This is a genomic window from Lactiplantibacillus modestisalitolerans (assembly GCF_005405425.1).
Taxonomy (GTDB): Bacteria; Bacillota; Bacilli; order Lactobacillales; family Lactobacillaceae; genus Lactiplantibacillus; species Lactiplantibacillus modestisalitolerans.
In genome coordinates, this window is sequence record NZ_BJEA01000014.1 from 1 (window position 1) to 18,276 (window position 18,276).

Annotated in this window: 14 protein-coding genes; 10 read left to right on the forward strand and 4 right to left on the reverse strand. The window is 49.7% G+C overall.

From position 1 onward, the window contains the following. Positions 1-152: 152 nt before the first annotated feature. Together FFM79_RS08965 and FFM79_RS08970 are read left to right on the forward strand one after the other, a co-directional pair. Positions 153-1,148 carry a tRNA dihydrouridine synthase gene (locus FFM79_RS08965; RefSeq protein ID WP_137643141.1) on the forward strand — a complete coding sequence of 332 codons (996 nt, stop codon included), beginning with the start codon at positions 153-155 and terminating at the stop codon, positions 1,146-1,148. A 158-nt stretch (positions 1,149-1,306) separates the two neighbouring features. Continuing rightward, positions 1,307-4,252 carry a MucBP domain-containing protein gene (locus FFM79_RS08970; protein WP_170177432.1) on the forward strand — a complete coding sequence of 982 codons (2,946 nt, stop codon included), beginning with the start codon at positions 1,307-1,309 and terminating at the stop codon, positions 4,250-4,252. A 242-nt stretch (positions 4,253-4,494) separates the two neighbouring features. Here the strand turns inward: FFM79_RS08970 and FFM79_RS08975 are convergent, their stop codons facing one another. Both FFM79_RS08975 and FFM79_RS08980 read right to left on the reverse strand, forming a co-directional pair. Then, positions 4,495-5,505: an FAD:protein FMN transferase gene (locus FFM79_RS08975; RefSeq protein WP_137643143.1), complete on the reverse strand. Its 1,011-nt coding sequence runs from the start codon at positions 5,503-5,505 to the stop codon at positions 4,495-4,497. Positions 5,506-5,526: 21 nt separating this feature from the next. Then, on the reverse strand, positions 5,527-5,937 hold the full coding sequence (locus FFM79_RS08980) for a peptide deformylase (protein ID WP_137643144.1): 411 nt from the start codon (positions 5,935-5,937) through the stop codon (positions 5,527-5,529). 191 nt (positions 5,938-6,128) lie between these two features. Between FFM79_RS08980 and FFM79_RS08985 the strand changes: the two genes are divergently transcribed. After that, positions 6,129-8,048 carry a PTS sugar transporter subunit IIABC gene (locus tag FFM79_RS08985; RefSeq protein WP_137643145.1) on the forward strand — a complete coding sequence of 640 codons (1,920 nt, stop codon included), beginning with the start codon at positions 6,129-6,131 and terminating at the stop codon, positions 8,046-8,048. Between the two features lie 170 nt (positions 8,049-8,218). Here the strand turns inward: FFM79_RS08985 and FFM79_RS08990 are convergent, their stop codons facing one another. Further along, complete coding sequence (locus FFM79_RS08990; RefSeq protein ID WP_137643146.1) at positions 8,219-8,683, reverse strand: hypothetical protein; 465 nt, start codon at positions 8,681-8,683, stop codon at positions 8,219-8,221. Between the two features lie 456 nt (positions 8,684-9,139). Between FFM79_RS08990 and nrdD the strand changes: the two genes are divergently transcribed. The 4 genes from nrdD (at position 9,140) to FFM79_RS09010 (ending at position 13,980) form a co-directional block, all read left to right on the forward strand. Beyond that, positions 9,140-11,353: an anaerobic ribonucleoside-triphosphate reductase gene (gene nrdD, locus FFM79_RS08995; protein WP_137643147.1), complete on the forward strand. Its 2,214-nt coding sequence runs from the start codon at positions 9,140-9,142 to the stop codon at positions 11,351-11,353. Next, positions 11,295-11,876: an anaerobic ribonucleoside-triphosphate reductase activating protein gene (gene nrdG / locus FFM79_RS09000; protein WP_137643148.1), complete on the forward strand. Its 582-nt coding sequence runs from the start codon at positions 11,295-11,297 to the stop codon at positions 11,874-11,876. Before nrdD ends, nrdG begins: the two co-directional genes overlap by 59 nt. Positions 11,877-12,153: 277 nt before the next feature. Beyond that, the gene (locus FFM79_RS09005) at positions 12,154-12,834 is read left to right on the forward strand and encodes an EAL domain-containing protein (RefSeq protein WP_137643149.1); all 681 of its coding nucleotides are present in this window, start codon (positions 12,154-12,156) and stop codon (positions 12,832-12,834) included. Positions 12,835-12,849: 15 nt separating this feature from the next. Continuing rightward, entirely contained in the window at positions 12,850-13,980 is a 1,131-nt protein-coding gene (locus FFM79_RS09010; RefSeq protein ID WP_137643150.1) for a GGDEF domain-containing protein, read from the forward strand. Positions 13,981-14,435: 455 nt separating this feature from the next. Here FFM79_RS09010 and FFM79_RS09020 read toward each other — a convergent pair whose 3' ends face one another. Continuing rightward, positions 14,436-16,013 carry an Nramp family divalent metal transporter gene (locus FFM79_RS09020; protein ID WP_137643151.1) on the reverse strand — a complete coding sequence of 526 codons (1,578 nt, stop codon included), beginning with the start codon at positions 16,011-16,013 and terminating at the stop codon, positions 14,436-14,438. Between the two features lie 387 nt (positions 16,014-16,400). On the opposite strand from FFM79_RS09020, the gene FFM79_RS09025 reads away from it, so the two are divergent. From FFM79_RS09025 to FFM79_RS09035, 3 genes are all read left to right on the forward strand, one after another. After that, positions 16,401-16,709 carry a hypothetical protein gene (locus tag FFM79_RS09025; protein WP_137643152.1) on the forward strand — a complete coding sequence of 103 codons (309 nt, stop codon included), beginning with the start codon at positions 16,401-16,403 and terminating at the stop codon, positions 16,707-16,709. Between the two features lie 277 nt (positions 16,710-16,986). Then, positions 16,987-17,229 carry a cytochrome b5 domain-containing protein gene (locus FFM79_RS09030; RefSeq protein ID WP_137643153.1) on the forward strand — a complete coding sequence of 81 codons (243 nt, stop codon included), beginning with the start codon at positions 16,987-16,989 and terminating at the stop codon, positions 17,227-17,229. A gap of 457 nt (positions 17,230-17,686) precedes the next feature. Further along, on the forward strand, positions 17,687-18,199 hold the full coding sequence (locus FFM79_RS09035; protein ID WP_137643154.1) for a DUF2798 domain-containing protein: 513 nt from the start codon (positions 17,687-17,689) through the stop codon (positions 18,197-18,199). Positions 18,200-18,276 lie beyond the last annotated feature (77 nt).

Consider the following 18,276-nt stretch of genomic DNA (forward strand, 5'->3'; position numbering starts at 1 on the left):
CGAAGCTGTATCTATGCAAATTGTAGCTACTAGGTCGAAGGTCTGATCTAGCACTTACAAGCCACGGACTTTAGTCCGTGGTAGTTGACACTGGGCTACCGCTAAGATAGATTATTGTCTTATTTATGATTTGAGAGGAAAGAAGGAGCACTGTGACCCAATCAACGTATTGGCAACGGGTTGCCGCGCACGCGCAGCAGCAACACCGGCCATTTTTTAGTTTGGCACCGATGGAGGCCGTAACCGGCTCCGTTTTTCGGCGGGTCGTCATGAAGGCCGCCGCGCCGGACTTGTTTTATACCGAATTTACGAATGCCCTAAGTATTACGCACCCGAAGGCGAAGGTCACGACCCGCGGCCGACTTTACGTCGATCCAAGTGAACAACCGCGTCCAATCGTCCAGTTATGGGGAAATTCGGGAACCGATTTTGCTAAGGCAGCTCAGGAGGTCCAACGTCAGGGCTACGAAGCCATTGATATTAATATGGGTTGTCCCGACATCGCCGTGATTAAAAATAGTAGTGGGAGCGACCTGATTCGTCATTTCGACCGGGCAAAAGAAGTCATTGAAGGTGCCCGGCAGGCAGATTTACCGGTCAGCGTGAAAACCCGTTTGGGCTTTGATGAACTTGATGAATACCAAACTTGGATTCCATTTTTATTGAAACAGCAGGTGCCCGTTTTAACGGTTCACTTGCGGACCAAGCAGGAGATGAGCAAGGTGCCGGCGCACTATGAGCTGATTGACAGCTTAGTGCAGATGCGTGATGCTTATGCGCCGGAAACGTTGTTGCAAATCAACGGTGATATTTTGGATTACCAAGCCGGGATGAAACTCGCACAGGCGCACCCGGGCGTGGACGGCGTGATGATTGGTCGCGGAATTTTCCAAAACCCGTTTGCTTTTGAAAGTAAACCGCAACCGCACGCAACCCGCGAATTACTTGAGTTATTACGTTATCAACTGGACCTGTATGACCAATTTATCGATTTAGGCATGCCAGGCCACTTCGCGCCATTACAGCGTTTCTTTAAAATTTACGTCCGGGGGATGCACCACGCCGCCGAAATACGTAATGAATTAATGCAGACTAAGACGACCGATGATGTCCGTGACATTATAAACCGGTTAGAACGCGCTTTGTAAGCTCTTAAGAATAAAAAGTACCGCACTCAATGACCCGGGTAAAATGGGGGTGAGTGCGGTTTTTTTATAATTTAATCCTTTACGAGTTGATTAGATTACCGTATACTCCGAGAAGTCAAATGACAAGTAGCCAGATGTTTGAGAGGAGTTTAATTGACATGCAGGATGCAAAAGTCCGTTTTAAGATGTATAAGCACGGTAAGCTATGGGTCGTTATGGGCCTCAGTATTACGATGTTTAACTTTTATGATCAGTTAGGTGCCCGGGCCGACCAAACGACCACCCCGGTGGCGACGTTGGTAACACCAATGAGTCCGGATACTGAACAAACGAGCCCCGTCCAAGCACCGACTGCCACGAGTGAAGCGAACACACAGCACGCTTCGAACGTAGCGGAAGCTTCGACGGCACCATCGTTAGCCGCTTCGGCTGATCACGCCACGCAACCGGAACTCACCACTTCGGAAGCCCCTGCCACGAGTTCGGCCGCACTAGCGCCGGAATCAGCTTTAGAAAATGCGCACCCCGTCTCCGGGAGTAGCACGAGTGGGGCCGCAACTACTGAAACCAGTACGGCCAGTACTAGTGAGGCGCCGGTTAGTGACGGTGCGCAAGTAAGTGAACAAGGTCCAACGAGTTCGGCTGCGGCTGGTTCGGCGGATGCGACGACCGCGCAATCCGCGCCCGTTAGTGATGCTGAGCCCGGGAGTAGTACGCCGGCGCTAGTGGCTAGTGCGGATTCGACCGCGAGCGTGGCCGCAACTTCAAGCGCTGATGTGGCCAACGAGTCGCAAGCGTCGGAAGCAGCGTTAACCGAATTACCGTCGTCAGCGGTTGAAACCGAACCGACGAGTGAAGCGCCGGCCATGAAGCCGTCCCTTAATTTCACCGAAACTGCGTCTATCAGTTTACCTGAACAACCCGTTAACCCGGTCGTTCAGGAACGGGCCCGCGAAATAAATGCGGCAGCCGAAGATATTAACGTTTGGATGCCGGATAAAAATTTACAAATGTTAGTACTACATGAATTAAAAGATGAAGGCTTTCAAATCACCGACGTGAGCGAAATCACTAAGGAAATGATGGCCAAACTGGAAATGTTTTTCGTCGATGGTCAGGAGCAGGTTCGCAATAAAGCGTACCTTGACGCAACCTTGAACGTTGAATCGCTAGAGGGCTTACAGTACGCCCAGAATATTACCCGGTTTAACTTCACGATTTCTTTAGACGCTCACTTAGACTGGGGCTACCCAATGTCCGCGTACCGCAGTAAATTGTGGGACGTCAGTGCCCTGGAACAAATGAACCTCCCGTTACTGACGGAATTTATCATGCAATTTACGTCGGTTAAGGACTTAAGTGTCGTTAAGGGCATGACGAACGTTTCACAACTCAGTATTGCGGGGAACATGTTGACGGATGTGAGCATGATTCCGCAAGAGTTCCGCGATAAAAACGATACCGCACCAATGGGGGACCAAATCGTGTACATGCCCGGTGTTTACTTGCACATTGACCCCGTGACGGGAAAGTACCAGACGCCGGCCTACGTCATTGGCTTGAACGGTGAACGGGTTCCGGTCAAGGCCGGAGCAAAGTCGACCGCTAAGGGAACTAACATTGACGAAAATACGATTGAGTGGACCAACGTCGGTGACCGGGGCATGTTTGTTTTAGAATGGGACGTTCCAGGTCTAGTGAATAGTACTGGTTTTCCGTTTGATGGCAAGATCGTGATTCCCTACATTGTCGATCAGAGTTATGGCAACGCCCAAGTCCAATTCGTGGATGAGACGGGGCAGTTGTTAACGCAGCCCCTAAACTTACATCAACAGTTAACGGAAAGCCAAGACTTATCGCAGCACGCGCAAGTCCAGGCGGCGTTAGCCGCGTTGAAGGCTAAGGGGTTGAGCGTAAAAGAAGTCAAGGGGGACTTAAATTGGACGGCCAGTCCGGAATTGCACCAGGTGACCTTCGTGATGGAAAAAACGAAGCAGCAAGTGTTGATCACGGCCCAAGATGAAACCGGCCAGCCGGTTGCGGCCTTCCCAGATGTTAACCAGAAGGGGCCGGCCGGTCAAGCCTGGCAAGTGACGGTCCCAACCGTGCCCGGTTATGAATTTGTTTCGGCAACTCAGGACGGGCAGCCGGTAACGGTGACGGATGGGCAGCTAAGCGGCCAGTTCGGTCAACAAGATACGGGTATCCAACTGAACTACCGGCGTAAGACCGGGAAGGTGACGGTTCAATACCTGGATGAAAATAACCAACCGCTAGCCCCTAGTGAGCACTTAGAAGGTAAATTCGGAACCGACTATCAGACGGCCAAGAAGGATATTCCAAATTACCAATACGTGGGTGCAACGACGAATACAAGCGGTCAATTTGGTGAGGGAGAGATCGTTGTCGTCTACCATTACCAACAAGTTGAGGCCGGACCACAGGAGCCGGAACAACCGCAAGAGCCACAGGAACCGGAACAGCCGGAGCCGGGTAACCCAGAAGAGCCGCAACAACCCGAACAGCCGGGAACGGGTAACCCAGAAGAGCCGCAACAACCGGAGCAGCCGGGAACGGGTAACTCAGAAGGACCACAACAACCGGGACAACCGAATCCGGAACGGCCCGAGGAACCCGAAGGGCCACAAGCACCGCAGGGACCCGAACAGCCGAATAATAATGAAGATGCTGATCAACAACCGGATCAATCCGGACCGGGCGGGGACACCACCAATGATTCGTCAAGCACGGACGGGTCACCAGTGGATCATTTCAACCAGGTACCGCAAAATGATCCAGCGGACGTCACCGGCCCTAGCCAACCAGCGACGTCTGGTGAAGTTCCTAGCAATGAACCAACAGCGGTTCCTGCACGACCGCTGACCGTTGCACCAACGACCCCAACGCAATCTGCAACGGCTCCTGAAGCGGGCGCGACCGCTTCAGCTTCACTGGCACCACTCGCTGCAACAACGCAGGCGGACCAACCGAAGCATGCCAGTTTACCAGCCACTGGCGAACACACTAATAGTTGGCTTCAGCGACTTGGTCTCATTTTAATGGGGGCCGGCGCGGGCTTGCTGTGGTGGCGCCGTAAGCATTAAGCACGTTTAAATAGTGGCACATTGAATTAGGATTTGTGTCCAATCACAACCAGAAAAGAATCACCAGAAAAGAACATTGTCACATCAAATAAACTAAACTAACTAACTAAAACCGGATTTGAGCCCTGCACAGCTCAGATCCGGTTTTTTAGATTCTATGCTAGATGGTGCTGATCTACTAAGCGGGCCGCTACTGGCGGCAGTCTTGATACTAACTAGTACAGAGTCGTTTTTGAGGGTGGTTATGGCCGGAACGTTAAGTGAAACTGTTCATCTAATAGGGTGACTTGTTCAGGTTGAAAACCAACGACTTGGATTTCACGTTCCTTCGTTACAAAAATGGCACCGTAGAGGTCTGGCCGGTTAGCTTGCCAGTCGGGGAGCGGGTGACCGGCAAAAAAGAGCCGGGTCGTTTCAATTTCACCATCGATTGATTCCTTAGAGAAAATCGTGACACTTTCAAGATCGTTTTCCCGGGGGTACCCCGTTTGATCATCCAGAATATGGTGGTACGAATGGCCGTTAAACTCTAAATGGCGTTCGTAAATCCCGCTGGTGACGGCGGAACAGGGCCCGGTCGTCACGCTGGCAATGGCGTTTCCCCGTGGGGTGAGTGGGTTTTGAATACCAACGCGCCAGCGGTGATCGGCGTGGAGTGGCGATTCGCCGACCATTAATAGGTTACCGCCGAGGTTGATCATTCCGGCACGTTGTCCAAAGGCTTCCCAGTAGTTCTGGATGCGGTCGGCAATGTAGCCCTTCGCGATGCCGCCAAGGTCGAGTGCCATGCCGGGAACGGTTAAATAAACGCTGAAGGCCTGGTCGTTTAACACAACGTTGGCCGGGTCGACTAAGTTTAAGTGGTCCTGAATCGCTGCCGGGGTTGGAACGTGGGCGTTGTCAAAGCCGATGCGCCAGAGGTTGACGAGCGGTCCAATCAGGGCGTTGAAGCCGAAATGTTCCCGGCTGAGTTCGACGGCCCGTTTTACTAAGCTATAAGTAGCGGCGCTCACTTGGACCGGGTGCTGGCCGGCGGCTTCGTTAATCGCCATCACTTCTGACGGGGTGCGGTTAACGGTCAGTCGATTTTCATAATCGTCAATTAAGTGGGTCGCGTTGACTAGGTAATCGTCGCGGTCGGTGCCAAACAAAGTTAGGTCAATGTCAGTGCCGAGGGCGTGGTGACCAAGGTGCCGGCGTTCCTGCGCAAAATTTAACCGGGCGGGTTGGCCGTGGTAATCGATAGTTGTCATACGAGTGCTTCCTCTCAAGTTCTAAATTAAAATGCCGTTGCAGTGGTCGAGCTCGTGTTGCACGATTTGGGCACTAAAACCCGAAAAGGCCTGTTGTTGGGGGTGAAAATGTTGGTCGAGAAACCGCACCCGGATATCGCGGTAGCGGGTGGCCGAACGTTCGCCGGTTAGTGAAAGACAGCCTTCTTGTGCTTGGTAGGGACCGGATTGATGCGTGATTTCTGGGTTGACCAGTGGAATGGCCAGCGGGCCCACCTGAATAATAATGATCCGCTTGTTAACGCCAATCATGTTGGCAGCCATGCCGACGCACGCGGCTTGGTGGGCGGCCAGGGTGTCCCGTAAGTCGGTAATGACTTGGGCGTCGGCCCGGGTAGCTGGCGCGGCAACCGTTGTGAGGGCAGCGGGATCGTGAACGACGGGTTTGATCATGTAAATAACCTTCTTTATTGATAGTAATAACTGAGTTTATTATAGGGGGGAGGATGAGGTCAGTGCAAGCAACGGTTTGTTCGGTGAGTGACGAATCAAGCGGAAACGTTGTTCAAACGCAATTTCGTTCGTTAAAATATGGGTGATGACTGACGGGCTTTTGGGGCCCAGTGTAAAGAGGAAGTGGCGTCATGAATACGCAATTTGTTAACTTAACAATTAGTGCACCGGTCAGTGGGCAGCGCCAGGCACTGGCCACCATTGACGACCCGGTTTTTGCGGGTGGGATGATGGGAGCCGGCTTTGCGATTACGCCGGTTAGTGGTCAGGTGTACGCGCCGGTGACCGGCAAAGTGACCATGGTTGCCGGTACGCGGCACGCGGTGGGCATCCAGACGCCGGATGGCTTTGAAATTCTGGTGCACCTGGGAATTGATACGGTTGAGTTACAAGGGCAGCCGTTTCAAGTGCAGGTGGCGACTGGCGATCAGGTCCAGGCTGGTCAACCACTCGCGACGATGGATTTGAAAGCGATTACGGCGGCGAAAAAGGCGGCAACCGTCATTACGGTCATTACGAATAGTGTAGCCCGTCACGCCCAGCTCTTTTTGACGGAGAAAAGGACGCTTGAAGCGCAAGCCCCGGTAGCGGTGTGTTGCGGGCGATTAAACACCGCGCCGCCAGCCGCTGATCACGCCCCCGCGGATTTGGCCGCCCCAATTATTGCGGCGATTGGGGGTGCGGCTAACGTACGCGGGGTCATTCACTGCATGACACGTTTGCGATTTTACTTAAAGGACGCTCAGCAGGCGCAAACGGCAACTATCCAGGCTCTGCCAGGCGTGATTAACGTTGTTCAAGCGGGTGGTCAGTACCAAGTGGTCGTTGGGCAAATTGTTGACAGCGTGTATGATGCCGTAATTGACCAGCTTGGTAGCCAGTACGCGCGGGCCCCCCAGGCAGTGCGAGCGCAGACGTGGTGGGCGCGGCTCCGTAACGCGGCTAGTGCGATGATTGCGGTGATGACCGCCGCGATGATGCCGGTCATTGGAATTTTGGCTGGCTCTGGGATCTTAAAGGGAATTCTGGCAGCGCTGACCGGCTTTGACGTGTTGAGCGTGCACAGCGGGACTTACCTCCTATTGAACGCCATTGCGGACGCGACCTTCTACTTCTTGCCGGTGATTTTGGGCGTTACCGCCGCTAAAAAGTTGGGCTCCAACCCAATCGTACTAGCGATTGTTGGGGCCATCCTGATTTATCCCCAGCTCGTTAGCGCGGCGGGGCGTTCTGCCACGGCTTACGTAACCTTTTTGGGGATTCCGACCCATTTGGTTAGCTACACATCGTCGGTTTTCCCGATTATTGTGGCGGCGTGGTTGGGCGTTTACGTGGAACGGGCGCTGAAACGGGTTATTCCGTTGTACTTACGAAGCGTGTTCGTCCCAATCTGTGAAGCCCTAATTCTGAGTTTAATTATTATTGTGGGTCTTGGTCCGTTGATCACAATGCTGAGTCAGGCTCTTGCTAGCTGGATTTTGGCCGTGTACAACTTTAGTCCGGCCTTATCGGGCTTCTTGATTGGGGGCTTCTACCAAGTCATGGTCATTTTTGGCCTTCACTGGGGGTTAATTCCAATTGTGATTAACGATTTAGCAACCAACGGGCATAGTTACATTAACGCCATCCTATCAATTACGATGGTCGCCCAAGGTGGTGCGGTGCTTGCGGTGGCGTTAAAGACGCGTCATCAGCGGCTTCGCGAACTGTCATGGGCGGCGGCGCTTTCCGCCTTTTGTGGCATTACCGAGCCCGCGCTTTACGGGGTGAATTTAAAATATAAACGGGTGTTTGTGGTGGCTAGCATCGCGAGCGCCCTCGGTGGGTTATTGACCGGAGTTCTGCGAGTCGACAACTACGCGATGTCTGGAGCGTTGATTGGCTTTCCAGCCTTCATCACGCCGGGAGTCGGTTTGGGGCCGAACTTTATCGGTTACTTAATTTCGCATTACGGGACCTTGCTACTGGCGACCGGGTTCGTCTACTGGTTTGGCTTTTCCGACCGGTTAGTTGATGAACCGGTGCCGAACCGCCAACCGCTGAAAGCCTGAACTAGCGAGCGTGGACCCAAAGCCTGTTGACCTTTAATGTTCAGTTTGGTTATTTTGATTTGAAAACAAAAAATAAGAGACCGTGGCGCAAGTCACAGTCTCTTATTTATTTTTGAACGAAAACCCAAACGTGGCTCGCGTTAGATTCTTGCGTGCCGTGATAATGACCACTATTGGTCGCGCTGAATGGTTTCTGAGAGCGCATTTAGCGCGCTGGTCGCACTAGTTGGAATTGAACTAGTTGCTGGTTGCCAGGTTGGGTCCTTAGTAAGCTGCGTTTGGTTAACACTGAGTTGGTTAGCATCGGCCAGCGTTAACTGGACTGCCGGTTGGTTTGCGATTTTTAGGGTTGCGCGTTGGCCGGCGAGATGTAACGTAAAGCGTCCCCGTAAAGTTGGCCGGTCCCGCTGAAATAACACTAGTTGGTGGTTGCGTCCTAAGTATAAGCTGGTTGTCGGATGCACCCCAATCCAATGACCCAGGTAATCACTTGTCCGAACTGAGCGGACGCTTGCGGTTTGAGCGGCGTTTTCAACCGGTCGAACGGTGGACGTGGACCGCACGGGCGGTAACTGACAGCCAATGAGAAAGGTGGCCACGGCCGCCGTGATGCCTAATCCCCAAGTTTTGAACATTTCGATCTCCTCCAGTAACTTAATTCCCGAAATTAAGCCATTACATAACATTATAGCGAATCACTTCGGAAAGGGGAACCGTTAAGGGACGAACTTATTTTGAAATTAATTGAGCACTGCCAATTGGGACCCAATTAGCTCTGAAAATAGTCAATTGCACCCGAAATGGCCGCTGAAAAAGGGTGAAAACTTGTGGGCGCGCGGTTACCAATAATAGTTAATTTAGTTGACTAAAAATTCTAAGATTATAATGAATTATTGATATTTTATGAATTTAAAATATTCTTATCCCAGGCAAAGCTTGATTGGCCGCGCCGAAACGGACGTTCGCTTGTGGTAGCGACTAAAAAGCAATCGATATTTAAGTCAAAATGAGCTACTATATATAGTATTAAATCAAACGGTTGCCACCAGAAGTTGTAGCTGGTGGCACAAGCCTGAAAAGTGGGGATACGTATGTTAACAACGCCGACAAGTGAACTATTAGAACCATTACGCGCCTTACCGGTGATCAAGCGGGGGGGAACTCAAACCAAGTTTCACCCGTATAAAATTGATTTTGTGTTGCATCAGTTGCTGAGTGATCCGGCCGATCGACGGGCGGTGAAGGAAGCGCTCGTGGCCCACTATCAAGACGCGCAGACGATTGAGACCCGGGAATTACGACCGACCATGATCACAATTTTTACCGAGTTGGGTCTCGGGGACGCCGCCAAGCGCTACCAAGATTATTTTATTGCGGAGCAACAACGGTTTGCGGAAGCGATGAACGTCCGGGGGCGGATTGAAAAGCTCTTTAAACGCGATGCGAACGTTGTCCATGAAAATGCTAATAAGGATAGTACCGTCTTTAATACCCAACGGGACCTGGAGGCGGGCGCCGCTAGTCGGGCGTTGGGGTTACAAATGCTCCCAGATTTGGTTGCTAAAGCGCACCTGCGCGGCGATATTCATTGGCACGACTTGGATTATTCGCCGGTAACACCGGAAACGAACTGTTGCCTGATTGACTTTGACGGCATGTTTAAAAACGGTTACAAAATTGGTAACGCCGAGGTCGCTTCACCGCGCTCGATTCAAACGGCCACGGCGCAAATGGCGCAAATTATTGCGAACGTTGCGTCACTCCAATACGGTGGCTGTTCGGCCAACCGGGTTGACCAGTTGCTGGCACCGTACGCCGAAATTAACTACCAAAAGCACATGCGGGATGCGGAGCAGTGGGTAGCCGCAGATCAACGCGCGGCGTACGCTAAAACGAAGACCAAAAAGGATATTTACGACGCGATGCAGGCGTTGGAATATGAAATCAACACCCTCTATTCGTCACAGGGCCAAACGCCGTTTACGACGGTCAACTTTGGTTTAGGAACTAGCTGGATTGAACGTGAAATTCAACGGGCCATTTTAAAGATTCGGATTAAGGGACTCGGTAAGGAAGAGCGGACGGCCATTTTCCCGAAGCTAATTTTTACCATGAAACGGGGATTGAATTTAAACCCCGATGATCCGAACTACGATATTAAGCAGTTGGCGTTGGAATGTGCGACGAAGCGGATGTACCCTGATTTATTAATGTACGACCGGATTACCGAATTAACGGGGAGTTTCAAGACACCGATGGGGTGTCGCTCCTTCTTGCAAGGTTGGAAGGATGAGAACGGTCAGGAGGTTAATTCTGGCCGGATGAATCTGGGCGTGGTGACAGTCAACTTGCCGCGAATCGCCCTGGCAGCCCATGGCAACCAACAGTTATTTTGGGAAATCTTCGATGAACGGATGGCAACCTGTCACCAAGCACTCGCTTACCGGGTAGAACGTACTAAGGAAGCTAAGCCGGAAAACGCACCCCTACTCTACATGTACGGGGCGTTTGGCAAGCGGCTTCCCGCCGGTGGTAACGTGGACGAGTTGTTTAAGAATCAACGGGCGACGGTGTCGTTGGGCTACATTGGGATTTATGAAGTATGTACGACCTTCTTTGGTCCGAACTGGGAGCATGACGAACATGCGCTTCAGTTTGCTGAGGACGTGGTGAAGGCTTTACGCGACAAGTGTGCTCAGTGGGCTCAGGAAAGCGGCTATCATTATAGTTTGTATTCGACGCCCGCAGAATCGTTAACCGATACGTTCTGCCGCGACGATATTCAAAAGTATGGTCGGATCGCGGACATTACCGATAAGGAATACTACACCAATAGTTTCCACTACGACGTCCGTAAACATCCGAGTCCCTTTGAAAAGTTGACGATGGAGGAACGCTTTCCACAGTACGCTTCGGGGGGCTTTATCCACTATTGCGAATATCCAAACTTAACCCAAAATCCCAAGGCACTGGAAGCTGTTTGGGACTGGGCTTACGACCACGTTGGTTACTTAGGAACCAACACCGCCATTGACCAGTGCTTTAAGTGTGGTTTTAAGGGTGAATTTAAAGCCACGGCCCGCGGGTTTGTTTGCCCCGACTGTGGTAACCACGATCCGAAGTACTGTGACGTGGTTAAGCGGACCTGTGGCTACCTTGGTAACCCACAACAACGGCCGATGGTCCACGGTCGGCACGTGGAAATTGCGTCCCGTGCTAAAAATATGTCTCCGGAGATGATTAAACATGCCGCGCGCTATGAACGAACCAAACAATCCGATGCCCAAAGAGTGGCTCGCCGCTGATTTAAGTCAGCAGTACGTCGCGGATTATAAGCCGTTTAACTTTGTGGACGGTGAGGGCGTCCGGTGCAGCCTGTACCTGAGCGGTTGTCCGTTCCACTGCCCGGGGTGCTACAACGTGGCCGCGCAGAATTTTCATTATGGGCAGCCGTACACCCAGGAATTGGAAGACCAAATTATTGAAGATTTAAGTCAGGACTACGTTCAAGGGTTAACCCTCCTTGGTGGGGAACCGTTTCTAAATACTCAGGTCGGAATCCGGATTTGTGAACGCGTTCGCGCGACCTTTGGCCATCAAAAAGACATTTGGTCGTGGTCCGGCTATACCTGGGATGAGTTGCAAAAGGATTCGGCTGATAAGCTCAAAATGTTGTCGCTCATCGATATTCTCGTCGACGGCCGGTTCCTGCTGGCCAAGAAGGATTTAAAGCTCCAGTTTCGGGGCAGTTCCAATCAACGTATTATTGACGTTCCTAAGTCATTGGCTACGGGGCAAGTGGTTATTTGGGATAAATTAGTTCGATAAATCAGTTATCAGGAATGAAGGTCGCATGACCGCAAGTTCCTGATTTTTTGGTTGGTAAAAGGATTGCGAGCGTCAATTTAAGTTGGCGAGGGAATTGAAGGTGAAATGTAAACCGGGCGTCAATGGTTAAACGGTGACAAGATTTAAACAATTTAAGTAAAAATTAGTAAACTTAGGGCCGCAGTCTCGAATTTTTTGGCAAATAAAGCTATACTTAAGTAATGTTCAGGTTCACATTATTAAACATAAAATTTACTAGAAATGAGGCCTAATTCAAATGTATCGTTTTTTTGTTCAACCCCAAGTTGACCAGAAGCAACAATCGGTCTTCGGTTACGAAGTCCTACTACGCAAAGAAACGGATGGTCATTGGTCGGTACCTAAGAACTTCACCGAGTTATCATTAGCCAAACAAGCCCAGCTACTTGAAAAATTGGCCGGTCAATTGAAAACTAAGTTAACAAACCAGGTTTTAGCATTAAATCTCAACCGCGAACAAGCGGAAGATGACTTAATGCTGGGAACGATCATCTATTTAAAGAAGCGGCTTAATCCAGCTTCATTGACAATTGAACTCACGGAAAACCCAACGATTGCGGAAGTTCAAAAGTATAGCTTGTTTTTTCACCAACATGGGATTAAGTTAAGTATTGATGACGTTGGCACCGGCTCAAACACGTTTGATCGGATTCAGCACGTGTTGCCGTTTGTTGACCAAATCAAATTTGCGATGCAAAACTACCGGATGGCGGGTAAAGCGGATCAAATTCCAGGCGCACTGGAATTTTGGAAGCGGGTTGCGCACGAATATCGGCTAGAGTTTATTTTAGAGGGCGTGGAGGATCATCATGACCAAAAAATGGCCGAAGCTGAAGGTATCGTCTGGCATCAAGGCTACCTTTACGGGAAGCCCCACTTAGTTGACGATGAGGCCCAACCTCAGTCCGGTTGCATCTAAAGAAAGGATCACGCAATGACATGGTCATACTGGCGGATTTCGCCCTTTGTGACGAGTATCTTCTTCATTTTGGGTGTTTTGACGCTTTATTGGGTGCTATATAATTGGTTAACGCGCTGGTTCCATAAGCGCCATATTAACGTTGACGATAATACGATTAACGCGTGGCACGGGACGATTTACATGCTCGTCTTCGTGTTTGTCATGCAGGCGTCGGTCGTTGGCAAAGCGGATAGCTGGCAGTTTATGAATTTCCAATTGATTGGAATCATTTTCTGCGGCTTTTTCCTACATATTCGAATCCCGTACTACTTTCTGTTTCCCGTGGTTTTAATTTATATGCTCTTCAACCATTCAATTTATTATTGGGAATCGTGGGTTTACGCGGCGTTCATGATTTTACTTTTTTGGAATCTTAACGCTTTACGAACGTGGCTTCAGAAGCGCAAGTTCCGCTGGGTGTATTATTTAGGTACGGTGATGTCCTACGGTGCATTGCTATGGTGGTTCGTTAAGTTAAAGTTCAATCTGGACTGGTCGACTTACGTGCAGGAATACGTTTACCTCTTGATTTTTGCATTACTACTGTACGCTTACGTCTCAATGTTGACGCAGGACAGTGAAATTAAGTTGCGGCTAGCCCAGTTTGCAAGTCATGACGCGTTAACAAAGACGGCTAACTTTGCGGCGTATTCAACGCGGATTGATTATTTGTTTCAGGATAGTCTCGATAACAATTTAAATTTATCAATGATGATGTTTGATATTGACCACTTTAAAAAGATCAACGATACTTACGGCCACTTGGCGGGCGACCGGGTCTTGCAGACGGTTGCCCAAACTGTTCAAACCGTGATTGATGAAAACGACTCGCACGTTCAGCTCTACCGCACCGGGGGCGAAGAGTTTAATATTTTGTTTGCCGGTTACGATTTGGAGAGTACGGCAACAATCGTTCAGCAAATTTTTGCGGCGATTAACCACCAGGCCGTGCACTATAACGATAAGATAATTCGGGTCACGATTTCGGCCGGCGTCTCGCAACTCGTTGCGGCGGATCATACGCCGGACGACTTCTATGAACGGGTCGATCAGAACCTGTATCAATCGAAGCGCAACGGTCGGATGCAAATTACGAGTGCTTAATACGTCAAAAACGACTTTTCATAACGAAAAGTCGTTTTTTAGTGTTGTACCAATTGGTGTTGCTATGCCGCCAGCAGCGGGTGTCACCGGTTGGCTGGAACACTGCGGGCATCGATTTGAGCTCACGGGGAAACCCCACCCCGCAATCTCAAATTCGAGCCTTATTCTAAGCCGGAAGAACGACACTTCCGACTTAGAATAATTTCGCAGTTGAGCCATGGTGACACCCGCTACTGGCTAGATTTGCCTTAGTATTGAGTTCATGGGTTAATTCAATAAGTCTTAGTTAATGAAGCTAATTTCTCAGAACGATTACTTAAATAAGTTCAATGTAATCTTATTTACTGATTTCGGTAGTCATAGCGAACGGAGTGAAAATTCAATTAGCCGCTTTCTTAGCGGATTAACATCAGCTATCACAGAACCTTTTTCATAGTGGCGTGCGCCGAGCCTAATTAGTCTTGTTGTTTGGTTGCTTGGTGCTTAGCAAAACGCCGGTTCCCCCGGTACAGTTCGACAATTGTCCAGGTCAACAGTGCGAGGATGGCGATGATTAGAATGACCGCTAAGACGTTAGCAAAGGTTAGTTGACCCGCCGTTGGGTGGTCACCAAAGAAGCCAGCGATTTGTGGCGCTAGTCCGTACAGGTTTAAACCGGTGAGGGCAATGACCGAGAACCAACCGAGAATTTTAAGCCACCAACTATTTTTAAAGCGGGCGCCCATTTCGGCCTTGCTGTCAGTCATCATTAGCAGCGGTAGCATCGAAAACGGTAGCGCGAAAGCGAGAAAGACCTGCGAATTATTCATGAGACTGTTAAGGGCCTCGTGCTCGGCGACGGCGCTCTTACCGCTCGTTAGCATGACGCAAATGAGCACGGGAATCACGGAAATTAGCCGGGTGACGAGCCGCCGGAGCCAAAGCGGCATCCGCATATGGACGAAGCCTTCCATAATGACTTGACCGGTTAACGTCCCGGTAATGGTTGAATTTTGCCCAGACGCAAGCAGTGCAATCGCAAAGAGGGCCGAGAGCGCGCCGGAACGGGCAACGTCGATCAACAACCCGTTACTGAGCGTCGACGTATTCGACAACGCTTCGTAGAGACCGAAGAATGACGGATCCTTAACGGTTCCGGTTTTGAATACCGCAACCCCCATAATGAGGAGCAACGCGTTTACAAAGAAGGCGGCGGTTAACTGAATGTTGGAATCCATACTTGCGAATTTAACGGTCCGAGCCACGTCTTCGGGATCATTGTGGTCGATTTTACGCGTTTGAGAAATTGCTGAATGTAAGTATAAATTATGGGGCATGACGGTTGCACCAATAATTCCAAGCGAACCACTAAGTGGCGTCATTCCGCCGACCGTTTTGGTATTGGAAAAGGTTGCGGTTGTTGGCACTAATCCCGCGACAACTTGTCCCCAATCGGGGTTTGATAAAGCGACTTGATAGGCAAAGACGAATAAAATCACGAGGATTAAGCAAACCACAATGGCTTCGATTTTTCGAAAACCAATCTTGGTCAGTAACAATAGTAGTAATACGTCAAACACGGTGATAAACACGGCGATGACGAGCGGAATGTCGAACAGCAAATACAGGGCAATTGCGGCCCCGATGACCTCGGCGATGTCGGTTGCCATGATGGCTAGCTCGGTTAAGATCCACAACACGATACCCAGCGAGCGGCTGGTTCGAGCGCGAATCGCTTGCGCTAAGTCCATCTGGGTCACGATTCCTAGTTTAGCCGCCATGTATTGAAGCAACATGGCGATCAAACTAGAAATCAAGATGATTGACATCAATAAGTACTGGAAGTTTTGACCACCGGTAATCGAAGTTGACCAGTTACCGGGGTCCATATAGCCGACTGCGACGAGTGCGCCGGGGCCGGAGTAGGCAAAGAGCGTTTTCCAAAAGCCGAGGTTCTTGGGGACGCTAATTTTACCGTTAATTTCTTCTAAGGAGGGCCCGTTCGCATATTCAATGAGTTTATGCGGTCGCGCCTTCAGGTCAGGTTTTGACATGGGTGGTACCACCTTTCTTGGACTCAAACTAGGTGCCATTGTAGCCTGTCCGGAATATTAATAAAATCAAAGTCAACTATAATTAAAGTGATTGTGGCATAATTTACATTCGGCGGGTTTAATGGCTTAACTTACGAAGCGGTTAAATAAGACCATCCCGGCTAACCGTGGGCTTAAACTTTAGTTGCATTGTTCATTAATTGTTTTTACGAACGGTAATAAACAAGTGTAAACGTTAGTTAAATCGACAAAAAAATCCGCGCTTACATGGTGAATGTGGTAGGATTAATGAGTAAAATAAGTAGTCAAAGGCTTAAACTAATCATTAATTAGAAAGTTGCGAATACAATTAATAATTGTTTCACAATCTAGAATGGAAGTGAGCGCATGGAAACAAGTCATGGTAATCAACGGCCAGCAGCGTTACCAAATTTCTTTAACCAGTGGGTCAACCATATTCAGGTTCAGCGGTTATTGCGACCAATTAATTGCGGGCTCGTGCGGGTGAACACGGACTTGTTACGCCATGCGCAAGTTAGCGACTACTGGTCGGGTGGTTGGACCGGCCAGCAACTGTTAAATGGTGGTGCGTTAGCTGGTTATCATTGGTTGGTCGGAAAAGCCCAAGTCCGAACGTTGGGACCGCCAGTCAATGCGAGCGCTGGTTGGCTTAAACCAGAAAAGTGTAGTGGCTGAGGTGGACGTTTGAATGGCGTCTTGGGGGGCATTTGTTGAAACGGATTGCGGCTAGTCGTGTTATGACTGGGGTCGAAGACAGTTGGCAGCGTTTCAATTGATGTCGTAATACCGATTGTCAGTCCGGCATATTGGGTCAAAAGTTAGGGCGAGCAAAGGCCACTCGTTTGGGGACGGTGGCGCTTTGGGGACGAGGTAAAAAGAACTTTGAAAGCGGATTACTTGCTTTTACTTGGCAGTCCAGTTTAAGCTTAATTAAACTGTGAAGGAGTGATCTGTGATGAGTACAACTTTTAATCAAACGGAGTTAGCAAAGTACGATGGTCAAAACGGGCAACCCGCTTACGTGGCCGTGGATGGCGTTGTATATGACGTAACCGGGGTTGCCGCCTGGGCAGGTGGCAAGCACCACGGAAACTTGGCTGGTCATGAACTGACCGCGGTCATTGATCAACGGTCACCCCACGGGCGGCGCGTTTTAGATAAGTTAACGGTGGTCGGTAAATACGTTGCCGACTAACGGTGACTTCGTTCGTTTGTTAACGAAATTAAGTCGGGCCGAACGTGAGTCCTGGTATGAAACTGAATTGATGATCATTGAGGCGGTGACGTTGGTCACGGCCTCATTTTTTGGCTCTGTATCAATTGGCTAGACTGGTTTTTCATGGTCCTGCAGTTAGCTACGCCACCGGCACCATGCACAGTTCGCATACTACCGGTGGCTAGGCTAATCCTCAGACCAACCCGCTAGCCCTCACACTCTATTGAAACGTGCTCAGCCAGACTGGTATCTGCGCTTGCTACGCTAAGTCGCCATCGCCAAACCCAGGCGATAACGCCTTAACTAGGCAATGCTCAATACCAACCCGTCTGTCCTCACACTCTTTCTTAATACAATTATAATCAAATTATTACTTACGCGCGTTGACAGGTTAGTGCTATAGTGAACACTCGAAACTAAATTAGGAGCGTGCACCATGCCACGGAATTTTAAAGAAGAAGTTGTTTTTACTGCCATTATGGCCGGATTAATGGTATTTGTTATGACGGCGTACAACGTTACAATGGCTCAGGGGTTTAGCAATGGCTTAGTGCTTGCAATCCTAAGTGGGTACCCATTAGGGTTACTCGTCGCGATTATTTTGGATCTCGTTGTTGTCGGTCCAATTGCGAAGGGCCTCGCTTTTAAGTACATTATTAATGAATATATGCGTAAGAAAACGGTTTTGATTGGGATTACAATTTCGGTTTTAATGGTTCTCGGAATGGTGACTTGCATGTCACTATTCGGGATTGCCGTTGAAGGCCAGTTGGCAGGTCCCCACGTGTTAGCCACTTACGGCCACACTTGGATCTTTAACTTAATTGTTGCGTTACCATTACAATTGTTAATCGTTGGGCCAATTGCCCGGGCAGTTTTAGGGAAAATGCAAGCTGCGAGTGCTAAGGCAAATCAGCCGAGCCAAACGACCATTGAAGATGAAGACTAATTAAGTCGGATTGCGTTTCAGAGTAATTTTTATTCTGAAACGTTTTTTTGTGCTTTCATCGTTTATTTAGCCTGCGG

Excerpts from the sequence above, each read along its gene's own strand:
- FFM79_RS09025 (WP_137643152.1), top strand. The coding sequence starts at position 16,401 with ATGGAAACAAGTCATGGTAATCAACGGCCAGCAGCGTTACCAAATTTC.
- FFM79_RS08970 (WP_170177432.1), top strand. The coding sequence starts at position 1,307 with ATGCAGGATGCAAAAGTCCGTTTTAAGATGTATAAGCACGGTAAGCTA.
- FFM79_RS09010 (WP_137643150.1), top strand. The coding sequence starts at position 12,850 with ATGACATGGTCATACTGGCGGATTTCGCCCTTTGTGACGAGTATCTTC.
- FFM79_RS09035 (WP_137643154.1), top strand. The coding sequence starts at position 17,687 with ATGCCACGGAATTTTAAAGAAGAAGTTGTTTTTACTGCCATTATGGCC.
- nrdD (WP_137643147.1), top strand. The coding sequence starts at position 9,140 with ATGTTAACAACGCCGACAAGTGAACTATTAGAACCATTACGCGCCTTA.
- nrdG (WP_137643148.1), top strand. The coding sequence starts at position 11,295 with ATGCCGCGCGCTATGAACGAACCAAACAATCCGATGCCCAAAGAGTGG.
- FFM79_RS08975 (WP_137643143.1), bottom strand. The coding sequence starts at position 5,505 with ATGACAACTATCGATTACCACGGCCAACCCGCCCGGTTAAATTTTGCG.
- FFM79_RS08985 (WP_137643145.1), top strand. The coding sequence starts at position 6,129 with ATGAATACGCAATTTGTTAACTTAACAATTAGTGCACCGGTCAGTGGG.
- FFM79_RS08980 (WP_137643144.1), bottom strand. The coding sequence starts at position 5,937 with ATGATCAAACCCGTCGTTCACGATCCCGCTGCCCTCACAACGGTTGCC.
- FFM79_RS08990 (WP_137643146.1), bottom strand. The coding sequence starts at position 8,683 with ATGTTCAAAACTTGGGGATTAGGCATCACGGCGGCCGTGGCCACCTTT.
- FFM79_RS09005 (WP_137643149.1), top strand. The coding sequence starts at position 12,154 with ATGTATCGTTTTTTTGTTCAACCCCAAGTTGACCAGAAGCAACAATCG.
- FFM79_RS09020 (WP_137643151.1), bottom strand. The coding sequence starts at position 16,013 with ATGTCAAAACCTGACCTGAAGGCGCGACCGCATAAACTCATTGAATAT.